At 74.7% G+C, this 13,522-nt stretch carries 11 protein-coding genes; 7 read left to right on the top strand and 4 right to left on the bottom strand.

The window, feature by feature from the left end:
- Nucleotides 1–285 precede the first annotated feature (285 nt).
- Nucleotides 286–948 carry a TetR/AcrR family transcriptional regulator gene (locus ACWPWV_RS04580; protein WP_454041769.1) on the top strand — a complete coding sequence of 221 codons (663 nt, stop codon included), beginning with the start codon at nucleotides 286–288 and terminating at the stop codon, nucleotides 946–948.
- 34 nt (nucleotides 949–982) lie between these two features.
- On the opposite strand, the gene ACWPWV_RS04575 is transcribed toward ACWPWV_RS04580, so the two are convergent.
- From ACWPWV_RS04575 to ACWPWV_RS04565, 3 genes are all read right to left on the bottom strand, one after another.
- Complete coding sequence (locus ACWPWV_RS04575) at nucleotides 983–1,789, bottom strand: septum formation family protein (protein WP_454041768.1); 807 nt, start codon at nucleotides 1,787–1,789, stop codon at nucleotides 983–985.
- A gap of 3 nt (nucleotides 1,790–1,792) precedes the next feature.
- Nucleotides 1,793–2,461 carry a DUF4190 domain-containing protein gene (locus ACWPWV_RS04570; RefSeq protein WP_454041767.1) on the bottom strand — a complete coding sequence of 223 codons (669 nt, stop codon included), beginning with the start codon at nucleotides 2,459–2,461 and terminating at the stop codon, nucleotides 1,793–1,795.
- A 65-nt stretch (nucleotides 2,462–2,526) separates the two neighbouring features.
- Nucleotides 2,527–3,318 carry an exodeoxyribonuclease III gene (locus ACWPWV_RS04565; RefSeq protein WP_454041766.1) on the bottom strand — a complete coding sequence of 264 codons (792 nt, stop codon included), beginning with the start codon at nucleotides 3,316–3,318 and terminating at the stop codon, nucleotides 2,527–2,529.
- Between the two features lie 77 nt (nucleotides 3,319–3,395).
- Between ACWPWV_RS04565 and ACWPWV_RS04560 the strand changes: the two genes are divergently transcribed.
- The 3 genes from ACWPWV_RS04560 (at nucleotide 3,396) to ACWPWV_RS04550 (ending at nucleotide 9,697) form a co-directional block, all read left to right on the top strand.
- Complete coding sequence (locus ACWPWV_RS04560) at nucleotides 3,396–4,160, top strand: SDR family NAD(P)-dependent oxidoreductase (protein WP_454041765.1); 765 nt, start codon at nucleotides 3,396–3,398, stop codon at nucleotides 4,158–4,160.
- A 30-nt stretch (nucleotides 4,161–4,190) separates the two neighbouring features.
- Nucleotides 4,191–4,766 (top strand): orotate phosphoribosyltransferase, encoded by a 576-nt coding sequence (gene pyrE, locus ACWPWV_RS04555; RefSeq protein WP_454041764.1) that lies wholly within the window; start codon nucleotides 4,191–4,193, stop codon nucleotides 4,764–4,766.
- A 209-nt stretch (nucleotides 4,767–4,975) separates the two neighbouring features.
- Entirely contained in the window at nucleotides 4,976–9,697 is a 4,722-nt protein-coding gene (locus ACWPWV_RS04550) for an HtaA domain-containing protein (RefSeq protein WP_454041763.1), read from the top strand.
- 115 nt (nucleotides 9,698–9,812) lie between these two features.
- Here ACWPWV_RS04550 and ACWPWV_RS04545 read toward each other — a convergent pair whose 3' ends face one another.
- On the bottom strand, nucleotides 9,813–10,553 hold the full coding sequence (locus tag ACWPWV_RS04545; RefSeq protein ID WP_454042810.1) for an HAD-IIA family hydrolase: 741 nt from the start codon (nucleotides 10,551–10,553) through the stop codon (nucleotides 9,813–9,815).
- A gap of 102 nt (nucleotides 10,554–10,655) precedes the next feature.
- Between ACWPWV_RS04545 and ACWPWV_RS04540 the strand changes: the two genes are divergently transcribed.
- From ACWPWV_RS04540 to fbaA, 3 genes are all read left to right on the top strand, one after another.
- Nucleotides 10,656–11,654, top strand: coding sequence for a DUF368 domain-containing protein (locus tag ACWPWV_RS04540; RefSeq protein ID WP_454041762.1), 999 nt, complete (start codon nucleotides 10,656–10,658; stop codon nucleotides 11,652–11,654).
- On the top strand, nucleotides 11,651–12,394 hold the full coding sequence (locus tag ACWPWV_RS04535) for a TrmH family RNA methyltransferase (RefSeq protein WP_454041761.1): 744 nt from the start codon (nucleotides 11,651–11,653) through the stop codon (nucleotides 12,392–12,394). Before ACWPWV_RS04540 ends, ACWPWV_RS04535 begins: the two co-directional genes overlap by 4 nt.
- Before the next feature lie 70 nt (nucleotides 12,395–12,464).
- On the top strand, nucleotides 12,465–13,487 hold the full coding sequence (gene fbaA / locus ACWPWV_RS04530; RefSeq protein WP_454041760.1) for a class II fructose-bisphosphate aldolase: 1,023 nt from the start codon (nucleotides 12,465–12,467) through the stop codon (nucleotides 13,485–13,487).
- Nucleotides 13,488–13,522 lie beyond the last annotated feature (35 nt).

Raw genomic sequence — 13,522 nt, 5'->3', positions numbered from 1 at the left:
GCGCCTCGCCGCGGCAGTGCGGTCGAAGCGCTTCGATGGTCACCGTAGGGGACGTCGTCCGGCGGGGCAAGGGGTTCGGCCCGCGACCAGGCCGTCGTGACGCGTGCAGGGTGTGTACCGGCTCGCGCCGTTGTGGCAGCCTGGTGCTGCACGACCGTTCGAACCGCTTCGCCCGGTCCGGGGGTGGATCTGGCACGGTGGCCCCGCCCCAGCCGACCGGCGCGGTCCGGACGCCCGCTTTCCGGTCGGTAAGGTTCGCAGGACGGGCAACGGATGGAGCAGGCGATGACGAGCGCGACGACGGGGTCGGTCCGGACGGACGGGGGGCGCCACCGGGTCGGTCCTGCGGACCCCGAGCGCGGGTACGCCAAGGGGAGGGCGAAGCGCGAGCAGATCCTCCAGGCGGCGATCCAGCTCTTCGGCGAGGTCGGCTACCACTCGGCGTCGCTCCGCGAGCTCGCCTCCCGGGTCGGGATGTCCCATCCCGGGCTCCTGCACCACTTCCCGACGAAGGTGGCGCTGCTCGAGGCCGTGCTCGAGCACCGGGACGTCGTCGACCGGACGGACCTCGGCGAGGAGATCGCGCGCGGCACCGACTACGTCGACGCGCTCGTCGCGCTCGTCGAGCGCAACAGCCTGCGGCGCCCCGTCGTCGAGCTCTTCACGGCGCTCGCCGCGGAGGCGACGTCGCCCGACCACCCGGCGCACGAGTACTTCGTCCGGCGGTACGCCACGACCGTCGCCGCCGTCGGGGAGGGTCTGCAGCGCTATGCCGGCGCAGGAGGGCTGCGCGACGGCGTCGACGCCGCCGTCGCCGCCCGCCACGTGGTCGCCCTCATGGACGGGCTGCAGGTCCAGTGGCTGCTCTCGCTCGACCGCGACGAGCAGGGACGCGTGGACATGGCGGCGGACCTCCGGGCGTACCTCCGGCTGGTCCTCACCGACTGAGGTCCGGCCGACGGCCGCCGCGACCGCGCAGCCCTCAGCCGAGGAGGTCCGCCGGCAGGGGCTCGTCGCTCCCGGCGAGGCACAGCCCCGTCCGGTCGCCGTCGCGCCACGACGCCTCGGTCGGCGCCCAGACGACGAGCTCGAGACCTTCGGGCGCCGCGGCGCCCAGCGACTCCGGCCCGCACACGCGCGCGACGCGCCGCTCGGCGGCAGCCTGCCCCGGCCACACCTCGTCGGCGCCGAAGTCGGTGCGCGCCACGACGCGCGCGCGGTGCTCGTCCGCGCAGGGCACGACGCGCACGCGCGAGACCTCGCCGTCGGGCGGCAGCTCGTCGAGACAGCTGCCGAGCACGAGCTGGCGGGAGCTCACGGTCGTGGGCGCGCTCACGTCGCCCGCGAGGGGCGTCCGCGCCTGCTCGCCCTGCCACCAGGCGAACCCGCCGACGACCCAGCCGAGGGTCACCGCCGCACCGACGACCATCCCGGTCATCGCGAGCCCGCGCCCGCGGGTCCGGTGCGCGCGGACGCGGGACAGGGCCGCGCCGCCCAGCCCGATGCCGACCGGTCCGAGCAGGAGCCCCGCGGGCACGCTCGCCACGGCGAGCGGTTCCGTGCGCGGGGGCGGCGGCGTCCAGCCCGGCGCGTAGTACGTCTCGGCGGCGAAGCCGCCGGGGGAGAACCCTCCGCCGGGCGGCGGCGGAGGCACCGGGCCGGACGCCGACGGGGTCGCGGCGGCGCCGGGGCCGGGCGCGCCGGGCGGGCCTGCCGACGGCTCGGACCGCCCCGCCTGGCCGGGTGGGTGCGGACGGTCGTCGGGCCGCGCGAAGAGGTCGTCGGCCACGGCTCAGACCCCGTCCGCGACGAGCCCGACGAGCAGGAGCCCGAGGACGACCGTGCCCACCGCCCCGGCCGCGATGCCGGCGATCGCGAAGCCCTTGCCGCGCTTGCCGTCGCGCATCACCTGGTTCAGCGCGACGATCCCCAGGACGAGGCCGACGATCCCCGTGAGGCCGAGGCACAGGAAGAGGCTCGCGACCGAGACCACCATCGACGCGACGGCGAGCCCGTTGGTCGGTGGCACCGGGGCGTACGGCTGGCCGTACGCGCCGGGGTACGTCGGCCCGTAGGCCGGCGGCGGATAGCCCGGGGCGGGATAGGCCTCCGGCGGGTAGCCCGGGGGAGGGTACCCCGCGGCCGGGTCGCCCGGACCCGAGGAGGGCGACGCCCCGGGGGGCGTCCCGTACGGCGCCGTGGCGTAGGGAGCCGCGGGGTCGGGGCCGTACGGCGAGCCCTGTCCCGACGGCGTGGACACCGCTCCCGACGGGGGTGCGAACCCGCCGTCGTGCGTCCCCGCGCCGCCGGCCGGTGGGGCTGCCGGAGCGGCCTCGGCGAGCGGGTCGTCCGCGGAGGACAGGTCGTACGGCGACCACGGCTGCTGCTGGGGGCGACGGGGCGCGTACGGGTCCGGAGGGTCGTCCGGGGAGCCGTACGGCGGGACGGGCGGCGTCGTCATGGTCACACGGTAAGTGGTCCGGGCGGTGCGCCGCGGGCGGCGCCCACAGGGCGGTGGGCCGCGGGTCAGCCGACGAGGTCGACGACGACGGGCACGTGGTCGGACGCGCCCTTGCCCTTGCGCTCGTCCCGGTCGATCAGGACGTCGGTCGCGCGGGCGCGCGCCGCGGGGGACAGGTAGGCGAAGTCGATGCGCATGCCCTCGTTGCGGGGGAACCGCAGGCGCTGGTAGTCCCAGTACGTGTAGGTGTGCTCCGCTGGGATGGCCTCGCGGGTGACCTCGGTGTACCCGGCGGCGGCGAACGCCGCGAACGCGTCGCGCTCCGCGGGCGTCACGTGCGTCTTGCCGGCGAACTTCGCGACGTCCCACACGTCGGTGTCCAGCGGCGCCACGTTCCAGTCCCCCACCAGGGCGACCTGCGCCGCGGGGTCGTCCGCGAGCCAGCCGGAGGCGCGGTCGCGCAGCTCGTCGAGCCAGCGCAGCTTGTACTCGTAGTGCGGGTCGCCGACCTCGCGCCCGTGCGGCACGTACAGGCTCCACACGCGCAGCCCGCCGCACGTCGCACCGAGGGCCCTCGCCTCGACGCGCGCGGGGTCCCCGAAGGCGGGCTGGCCCGGGAAGGAGGTCGCGACGTCGTCCAGGCCGACGCGCGAGACGACCGCGACGCCGTTCCACTGGTTCACGCCGACGTGCGCCACCTCGTACCCGGCGTCCTCGAACGGGCCGACCGGGAACTGCGCGTCGGTGCACTTGGTCTCCTGGAGGGCCAGGACGTCCGTGCCGGACCGTTCGAGGAACGCGACCGCCCGGTCGACGCGGGCACGGACGGAGTTGATGTTCCAGGTCGCGAGGCGCACGGGCACCAGCGTAGGTCCGCGCGCCCCCGCGCTCGTGCCCGCACGCTCGTCGGCCGCCACGACCGTAGGCTGTGGCCATGGCGACAGCACTCATCACCGGCGCGAGCGCCGGACTGGGCCTGGAGTTCGCGTGGCAGCTCGCCACGGCACGGCACGACCTCGTCCTCGTCGCGCGCGACGAGGCGCGCCTGGAGGAGGTCGCCGGCCAGATCCGCGCCGCCGCGGGCGTGCACGTGCAGGTGCTGCCCGCGGACCTCGCGGTGCCCGACGACGTGGCCCGGGTCGCCGAGCGCCTCGCGGCGTCGGGCGACGGCGAGCAGCGTCCTGTCGGTCTCCTCGTCAACAACGCGGGCTTCGCGACGCACCAGCGCTTCGTGGGCGGCGACCTCGACGTCGAGCTCGGCGCCCTGGACGTCATGGTGCGCGCCGTCCTCGTCCTGTCGCACGCCGCCGCCGGGCAGATGACCGCGCGCGGTCGCGGCGCGATCCTCAACGTCGCGTCCGTCGCCGCGCTCACCGCGGGCGGGACGTACGCCGCCGCGAAGGCGTGGGTGCGGACGTTCACCGAGGGCCTCGCGGTCGAGCTCGCCGGCACCGGCGTGAGCGCGACCGTCCTGTGCCCCGGGTTCACGCACACCGAGTTCCACGACCGTGCGGGCCTCGACATGGGCGGGCTGCCCGACGTCGCGTGGCTGGACGCCGACCGCGTCGTCGCCACGGCGCTCGCGGACGTGCGGCGCGGTGTCGTCATCTCGACGCCGTCGACGCGGTACCGCATCGCGTCGGCCGCGCTGCGCGCGATGCCCCGCTCGGCCGTCCGGGCGATCGGCAAGTACCGGTAGGTCGGCGCGGGGGCCGCTACCCTGGCGGTCGTGACTACCGACCTCTCCTCGACCCCGCGCGAGCAGCTGCTCGACCTCATCCGCGAGCTCGCCGTCGTGCACGGCAGGGTCACGCTCTCCTCGGGCAGGGAGGCGGACTACTACGTCGACCTGCGCCGCGTCACGCTGCACCACCGCGCGGCCCCGCTCATCGGGCACCAGATGCTGGATCTCCTCGAGGAGCAGGGCCTGGGGACGGCCGAGGTCGACGCCGTCGGCGGGCTGACGCTCGGCGCCGACCCCATCGCGACGGCGCTCCTGCACGCCGCCGCGTCCCGCGGCCAGGACCTCGACGCGTTCGTCGTGCGCAAGGCGGCCAAGGTGCACGGGATGCAGCGCCAGATCGAGGGACCGGACGTCGCGGGCCGCAAGGTCGTCGTGGTCGAGGACACGACGACGACGGGTGGCTCGCCGATCACGGCGATCGAGGCCGTGCGGGCCGCGGGCGGCGAGGTCGTGGGCGTCGCGACGATCGTCGACCGCGGTACGGGTGCGGGCGAGAAGATCGAGGCCCTCGGCGTGCCGTACCACTTCCTCTTCGGCCTGGCGGACCTCGGTCTGGCCTGAGCCCGGCGAGCCTCCCGCTCCGACGCCCCGCGGTCACCGGCCGCGGGGCGTCGCCGCGTCCCGGCCCGGTCCATGAGGAGCAGGCAAGGCTTACCTTGCTTTGGTGAGGTTTGCCTTATAAGGTCACGACGCGACGGCGTGCCACCTCGCCGTCCGTCCCGCCCGCAGCCCTGCCGAGGCGGCCACGAAGACCCAGCACCGGAGACCTTGTGCGCACATCCCTGCCAGGACGCCTCAGTCGCGCCCTCGCCACGTTCCTCACCGGCGCTCTGGTCGCCGGTCTCACCGTCGGGGGCGTCGCGGCCCCCGCCCGCGCGGCAGCACCCGCCGTCGAGGGTGGCTCCGCGACCTGGAACTTCGTGGACTCGTGGTCGAGCTACGTCACCGGTCCCATCGCGCAGGGCACGATCACGCCGGCGCCCGGGGCCGCGGGATCGGTGTACGCACCCGCGTCGGGTACCTACGACAGCGCGACGGGCACGGGCACCGTGCGCTTCGCCGGCTCCACCCGCTACGAGGGCCACCACGGCGCCCTCGACGTGACGATCTCGGACCTCACGCTCGAGCTCACCGGCCCGACGACCGGCGTGCTCCGCGCCGACTTCGCGGGCACGGTCACCGAGGGCGCCGGGGACGACGCCACGGTCGCCGAGGTGACGGTCGCGGCGACCCGGGCCGGCGACGAGGTCACGGTCACGGCGAACGGGACGGTCGGCGCGTCGCTCGCGGGCGTGTCGAGCTATTTCTCGATGTACTCCGGGCGGGCGATCGCCCCGCTGACGGCGACGTTCACGGCGCCGGAGCCCGCTGCGCCGGCGGTCGCGACGTCCACGACGCTCGCGGTCTCGCCGTCGGGCACGTCGGTCGAGGGCGAGGCCGTGACGCTCAGCGCGACCGTCGCGCCCGCCGCGGCCGGCGTGGTCGAGTTCCGCGACGGCGGGTCGGTCCTCGGCACCGCCGAGACGGCGCAGGGCGTCGCACGCCTCGAGAAGAGCGACCTCGCGGTGGGCGACCGCGCGCTGTCCGCGGTGTTCACGCCGGCGGACCCGGCGGGCTTCGTCGGCTCGACGTCGGCTGTCGTGAACCACGCGGTCACGGCCGTCGAACCGGAGCCCGAGCCGGAGCCGGTCGCGGATCCCCGGGTGACGGTCACGCCGTCGTCGGCGGTGGACCCGGCGGTGGAGAACACGTTCACGGTGTCGGGGACGGGTTTCGTGGGCCCGGCGGCGCAGTTCGGTGCGTACGTGGTGCTGGGTGACGCGTCGATCTGGGACGGGTCGGGTCCGTTGGTGGCGTCGGGGTGGCTGAACCTGGCGTGGGTGCAGCCGCGGCAGATCGTGGACGGTGCGTTCACCACGACGCTGACCGTGCCGGCCGGGTCGTTCGACCCGGAGGTGGAGTACGTGGTCGCGACGTCGGCGGCGCACGGGCTGTCCGCGACCGACCGCCGCCTGGACACGTTCACCCCGGTCGCCGTGCAGGGCGCGGAGCCGCAGGAGCCGGTCTGGGAACCGTCGGTCACGGTGTACGCGGCGGACGGCGTGACGCCCCTCGGGGACACCGCCGTCCGGGCGGGCGACGAGATCGTCGTCAAGGGTTCCGGCTTCGACCCGGCGGCCAACGTCGGCGGCCGCGGTGCGCCGATCCCGGCCACGCTCCCGCAGGGCACGTACGTGGTCTTCGGGAAGTTCGCCGAGCAGTGGCGCCCGTCGGAGGGCGCCGCGTCCTCGGCGCGCAAGGTCGTGTCGCAGCGGTGGGCGCTCGCGGAGCCGGTGCTCGACCAGGTCCCCGCGGCGTTCCAGCAGACGATCCGCAACCAGTGGGCGGAGATCACGCCCGAGGGCACGTTCGAGGCGACGCTCACCGTCGACGCGTCCGACGCCGCGGGGCGCTACGGCGTCTACACCTACGGCGCCGGCGGCGTGACCAACGCCGACCAGGAGCTCTACGCACCGGTCACGTTCACCACCGAGCCGCCGGCGCCCGTCTGGGAGCCGGACGTCGAGGTCTACGCCGCCGACGGGACGACGCCGCTGGGCGACACCGAGGTGTCGGTCGGCGACACGGTCGTCGTCAAGGGCACGGGCTTCGACCCGGCGGCCAACGTCGGCGGCCGCGGCGTCCCGATCCCGGCCACCCTGCCCCAGGGCACCTACGTGGTGTTCGGCAGCTTCGCCGAGCGGTGGCGCCCGTCGGAGGGCGCCGCGTCCTCGAGCCGCAAGGTCGGCTCCCAGGTGTGGGCGCTCGCGGAGCCCGTCCTCGACCAGGTGCCCGCGCAGTTCCAGTCGACGATCCGCGCGCAGTGGGCGGACATCGCCGCGGACGGCTCGTTCGAGGCCGAGATCGTGGTGAAGAACCCCGCGGCGCTCGAGGGCGGCCGGTACGGCGTGTACACCTACCCGGCGGGCGGCGTCACGAACGCCGACCAGGAGCTCTACGTCCCGGTCTCCTACGAGGCGCCGGCGCCGCTCACGGTGACGCCCGCGTCGTCGACGGTCGAGCCCGGCTCGACCGCGACCCTGACGGTCGACGGCCTCGGCTCGTCGGACTCCGTCCAGGACGTCCGGCTCGGCGGCGCCGCGGCCACGTTCACGCGCGACGGCTCGACGATCGTCCTGTCCGTCCCTGCGGGCACGGCCGACGGCGACGTCACGGTCACCGTGACGTCGGCGCTCGGCGTGTCCGGCAGCACCACGCTGACGGTGAAGGCGCCGCTCGTGGCCGGCCCGCGGGTCACGGTCACGCCGTCGTCGGCGGTGGACCCGGCGGTGGAGAACACGTTCACGGTGTCGGGGACGGGTTTCGTGGGCCCGGCGGCGCAGTTCGGTGCGTACGTGGTGCTGGGTGACGCGTCGATCTGGGACGGGTCGGGTCCGTTGGTGGCGTCGGGGTGGCTGAACCTGGCGTGGGTGCAGCCGCGGCAGATCGTGGACGGTGCGTTCACCACGACGCTGACCGTGCCGGCCGGGTCGTTCGACCCGGAGGTGGAGTACGTGGTCGCGACGTCGGCGGCGCACGGGCTGTCCGCGACCGACCGCCGCCTCGACACGTTCACTCCGCTGGGGGTCGCCCAGCCGGTCCCCGCGGCGCAGCCGACCACGACGTCGCTCAAGGCGTCGGCGGCGAGCGTCGTCGAGGGCGCCGCGGTGACGCTCACGGCCACGGTCTCGCCGCGAGCCGCCGGAACGGTCCGGTTCGCCGCCGGGGGCTCGGTGCTCGGCACGGCGAGGGTCGTGGACGGCACCGCGTCGTTCGCCGCGAAGGGCCTGTCCGTGGGCACGCACGCCGTGACCGCGACCTTCGTGCCCGCGGACGCCGCGGTCTTCCTGGGCTCCACCTCGACAGCGGTCTCCGTGAAGGTCTCGGCGCGGCCCGCCGCGCCGAGCACCGCGGGCAGCCTCGTGTGGGGGGTCAAGGAGTCGTTCCGCAGCTACATCGTCGGGCCGATCGCCCACGGAGGGGCCACCGCCACGAGGGGCGCGACGGTCGTCGACGGCATCTTCCGGTTCGGCCAGGCCGACGGCGGCACCTGGTCGGCGAGCACCGGTCGCGGAACGGCCGGGTACGCCGGGACGGTCCGCTTCACCGGTCACGACGGACTGCTCGACCTCGTCCTCACGAACCCGGTCGTCGACGTCACTGGGCCCGGAACGGCTCGTCTCCTCGTGGACGCGACCTCGAAGGGCCTCGACGGCTCGTCGTTCGACCGCGACGGCGTCGCGTTCGCGACGCTCGCGCTCGGGACGCCGACCACGGGCGCCGACGGCGCGGTCACGTACCGCGACGCGAGGGCGACGCTCACGGCCGACGGCTCCACGGCGTTCTCCGGCTTCTACCCGGCGGGCACGGCGCTCGACGACGTCACGTTCACGGTCGGCGCCGTCGCGACGCCGCCCGGCGGTGACGGCGGCCAGATCGGCACCCCCGGCGACGGGTCGACGGACGGCTCGGCCGACCCGGCGCGGGCGACGCTCTCGGTCTCCCAGGCCGCACCGGGCGACGAGGTGACGATCAGCGGGATCGGGTTCGGCGCGGGCGAGGCCGGGATCCGGTCCGAGATCCGGTCGACGCCGCGGACGCTCGCGACCGGGGTCGCGGCGAACGCGGGCGGTGCCGCGAGCACGACGGTCACGATCCCGGTGGACACCCCGCCGGGTGAGCACACGCTCGCGCTCGTCGGCGCGGACCACGAGGCGACGGCGCCGATCACGATCGTCGGGAGCGCCACGACGGGGTCCGGCTCGGGAACGGGGGCGACGGGCGCCGCCGAGGAGCAGTGCTTCGCGCAGGGCGTGAACGGCGCCACCCTCACGTGGGGCGTGAGCGACCGCTTCCGCGCCTACGTCACGGGCCCGATCGCGAAGGGCTCCGTCGCCACGAGCGGCGTGCGCGACGCCGGCACGACGTTCACGTGGAGCGGCGGCAAGGGGTCCTTCAACACCGACCTCGGCAAGGGCCGTGCGAGCTACGGCGGCACGGTCTCCTTCTCGGGCCACGACGGCATCCTCGACCTGCGGATCTCGAACCCGCGCGTCGTGGTGGACGGGTCGACGGGCACGCTCGTGGTCGACGTCCGCAGCAGCGACATGGAGGGCAACACCTCCTCGTCGAGCGGGGTCGCGTTCGCGAGCCTGAACCTGTCGGGCGCGAGGTCGACGTCGGGCTCGACCGTGACGTGGAGCGACGCACCCGCGACGCTCACGGCTGCCGGCGCGGCGGCGTTCGCCGGGTTCTACGACGCGGGCACCGCGCTCGCGCCGGTGACGGTCTCGTTCCCTGTCGGCGGCGACGTCGAGTGCGACGTCTACTCGGGTCTCGCGGCGACCGGCTCGGACGGCGCGGACCTGGCGCTGACGGCCCTGGCCCTGCTCCTCACGGGCACGGTCCTCGTGGGAGCAGCCGCGCGTCGTCGGGCACGGACGACCGCCTGACGGCACGGCAGGCACGACGGCGCTCGGTCACCCCGGTGACCGGGCGCCGTCGTGCGTCGCGCCTCGTGCGCCGCCGCCCGCGGCGGGGAGCGCGGTGCGGGCGGTGCCGCGGACGTCAGACCAGGTCGACGAGGTCCGCGACGGAGTCGACGACCTTGCTCGGACGGAACGGGAAGCGGTCGACCTCGGACATCCGCGTCGAGCCGGTCATGACGAGGTAGGTGTACAGGCCAGCCTCGATGCCCGCGACGACGTCGGTGTCCATGCGGTCGCCGATCATCGCGGTGGTCTCGGAGTGCGCGTCGATGCGGTTGAGCGCGGACCGGAACATCATCGGGTTGGGCTTGCCGACGAAGTACGGCTTGCGGCCCGTCGCGGACGTGATCATCGCCGCGACGGCGCCGGTCGCGGGCAGCGGCCCCTCCTGCGACGGCCCGGTCGTGTCCGGGTTGGTGCAGATGAAGCGCGCGCCGCCGAGCACCAGCCGGATCGCCTTGGTGATCGCCTCGAACGAGTAGGTGCGCGTCTCGCCGAGGACCACGTAGTCCGGGTCGGACTCCGTGAGCGTGTACCCGGCCTCGTAGAGCGCCGTCGTGAGGCCCGCCTCGCCGACCGCGTACGCGCTCCCGCCCGGGACCTGGTCGTGCAGGAACTGCGCCGTGGCGAGCGCCGAGGTCCAGATCGCCTGCTCGGGCACGTCGATGCCCGAGGTGGCGAGGCGCGCCCGCAGGTCCCGCGCCGTGAAGATCGAGTTGTTCGTGAGGATGAGGAACGGACGCCCCTTGTCCCGCAGCGCCCGCACGAACTCGGGCGCGCCCGGGATCGCGTGGCCCTCGTGGACGAGGACGCCGTCCATGTCCGTGAGCCACGACTCGATGGTCCGATGGGTCACGCTGCGCTCCTTCTGCCCGGGACGGTGCCGCGGCCAGCCTAGTCGCCCACCGGCTAGCCTTCGCGGGTGACGACAGCGCCCCGCGACCGACCCGATCGCCTCAGCGACCAGCTCGACCAGGTCGCGCACGACGAGCACCCTGCCCACCTCGCGCGTCGACGGACGTCGTGGCGGTCGGCGCCCGCGTCCGCGGTGCGCGGAGGGCTCGTCGGTGCCGCCGAGTCGGTGCCCGGCATCTCGGGCGGCACGGTCGCCCTCGTCGTCGGACTCTACGACGACCTGATCGACGCCGCGGGAGAGATGCTCCACGCCGGGCGCGAGCTCGTCACGGGACTCGTCCGCCGGCGGGGGGTCGCCCCGGCGGTGGCTGCGCTCCGGGCCGTGGACTGGCCGCTGCTGGTCCCGGTGCTCCTCGGCATGCTCGTCGTGCTCCTCCTGTCCCTGCGCCTCATCGCGCCGCTGCTCGAGTCCCACCCCGTCCCCGTCCGGTCGGTGTTCTTCGGCATGATCGTCGTCTCCGTGGCGGTCCCGCTGCGCCTCATGCCCGGCCGCTTCCGGGCCCTCGACGGCGTGCTGCTCGTCGTCGCCGCGGCCGCGGGCTTCCTCCTCACGAGCCTGCCCCCCGGGCAGGTCGACGACCCCTCGCTGTGGTTCGTGTTCCTCGGTGCCGCGGTCGCGATCAACGCGCTCGTGCTCCCCGGTGTCTCCGGCTCGTTCGTCCTCCTCGCCATGGGTCTGTACGTGCCCGTGCAGCAGGCGCTGTCCGACCGCGACCTGGCGTTCGTCGGGGCGTTCGTGCTCGGGGCGGCCGTCGGCCTCGCCTCGTTCGTCAAGCTGCTGCAGTGGCTCCTGCACCACCGCCGCCAGGCGACGATGGCGGTGCTCGCTGGTCTCATGATCGGGTCGCTGCGGGCGCTGTGGCCCTGGCAGGAGGAGGACGGGACGCTCCTCGCCCCGACCGGTCCCGTCCTCGTGCCGGTCCTCCTGGCTCTCGCCGGCGGGGCCGTCGTCGCCGGCGCGATGGTCTGGGAGTCGCGCGTCGCGCGCCGGGCCGCGGACGCGTGACGGGGACGCCCGCGGCGCCGGACGACGCGTCGAGGCGTCCCGCCGACGAGCGCGAGGTCGGCGTCGGGCCCTGGCCGGGCGGGCGGTCGGTGTGGCCGCGCGTCGACGCGGCGGGCGCGCCGTCGACCGACCCGCGCGACCCGGTCGACCCGCGGTACGACCCCGAGCTGCTCGAGCACGGCGACCGCCGCAACGTCGTCGACGCGTACCGGTACTGGACGGTGGACGCGGTCGTCGCGGACCTGGACCGACGGCGCCGCCGCGCCGGCGGTGCCCTGCACGTCGCGATCGAGAACTGGGCGCACGACCTCAACATCGGCTCGGTCGTGCGCACGGCGAACGCGTTCAACGCGGCGGGCGTGCACGTCGTCGGCCGACGGCGCTGGAACCGGCGCGGCGCGATGGTCACCGACCGCTACCTGCACGTGCACCACCACGCCTCGGTCGCGGAGCTCGCCGCGTGGGCGCGTGCCGAAGGGTTGCCCGTGCTGGGGATCGACAACGTGCCGGGCTCCGTGCCGATCGAGGGTCTCGCGCTCCCGCGCGCGTGCGTCCTGCTGCTCGGCCAGGAGTCGTCGGGGCTGACGGCGGAGGCCGTCGCGGCGAGCGAGGCCGTGCTGCACATCACGCAGCTCGGCTCGACGCGATCGCTCAACGCGGGTGCGGCCGCGGCGATCGCGATGCACGCGTGGGTCGTGCAGCACGCGGACGTCGGGGGACCACGGGTCGAACGGCCCTGACGACCCGGGAGCCATCCGTGCCAGACTTTGACCGACAACACCACCCCGCACGACTCCCCAGGAGCTCCGCATGCCCATCGCAACCCCCGAGGTCTACGCCGACATGATCGACCGGGCGAAGGCAGGCAAGTTCGCCTACCCGGCCGTCAACATCACGTCGTCGCAGACCGTCACCGCCGCGCTCCAGGGCTTCGCCGAGGCGGAGTCCGACGGCATCATCCAGGTCTCGGTGGGCGGCGCCGAGTACGCGTCGGGCTCGACGGTCAAGGACCGCATCTCCGGCTCGCTCGCCCTCGCGGCGTACGCGGCCGAGGTCGCGAAGAGCTACCCCGTGCAGATCGCCATCCACACGGACCACTGCGTCAAGAAGAACCTCGACTCCTGGGTCCGCCCGCTCCTGCAGATCGAGGCGGAGCAGGTGAGGAACGGCGGTCTGCCGACCTTCCAGTCCCACATGTTCGACGGCTCGGACATCCCGCTGGACGAGAACCTCGTCATCGCCGCGGAGCTCCTCGAGCTCTCGCAGGCGGCCCGCACGATCCTCGAGATCGAGGTCGGCGTCGTCGGTGGCGAGGAGGACGGCCACGAGGCCGAGATCAACGAGAAGCTCTACACGACGGCCGAGGACGGCCTCGCGACGGTCCGCGCGCTCGGCGCCGGCGAGAAGGGCCGCTACCTCACGGCCCTCACGTTCGGCAACGTCCACGGCGTCTACAAGCCGGGTGCCGTCAAGCTGCGCCCGTCGATCCTCGCCGAGATCCAGAAGACGGTCGGCGCCGAGATCGGCAAGGAGAACCCGTTCGACCTCGTGTTCCACGGCGGCTCGGGCTCCACGGCCGAGGAGATCTCCGAGGCGGTCGACCACGGCGTCATCAAGATGAACATCGACACCGACACGCAGTACGCGTTCACGCGCCCCGTCGTCGGCCACATGTTCACCAACTACGACGGCGTCCTGAAGATCGACGGCGAGGTGGGCAACAAGAAGGCCTACGACCCGCGCGCGTGGGGCAAGCTGGCCGAGGCCGGCATGGCCGCCCGCATCGTCGAGGCGTCCCAGCAGCTCCGCTCGGCGGGCCAGAAGCTCCGCTGAGGCACGCTGCCGCCCCGACGCCCCGCGTCGGGGCC

Source organism: Cellulosimicrobium sp. Marseille-Q8652 (assembly GCF_965112045.1).
Note: the sequence above shows the minus strand (reverse complement) of the source record. Positions and strands in the feature narration are given on the sequence as shown.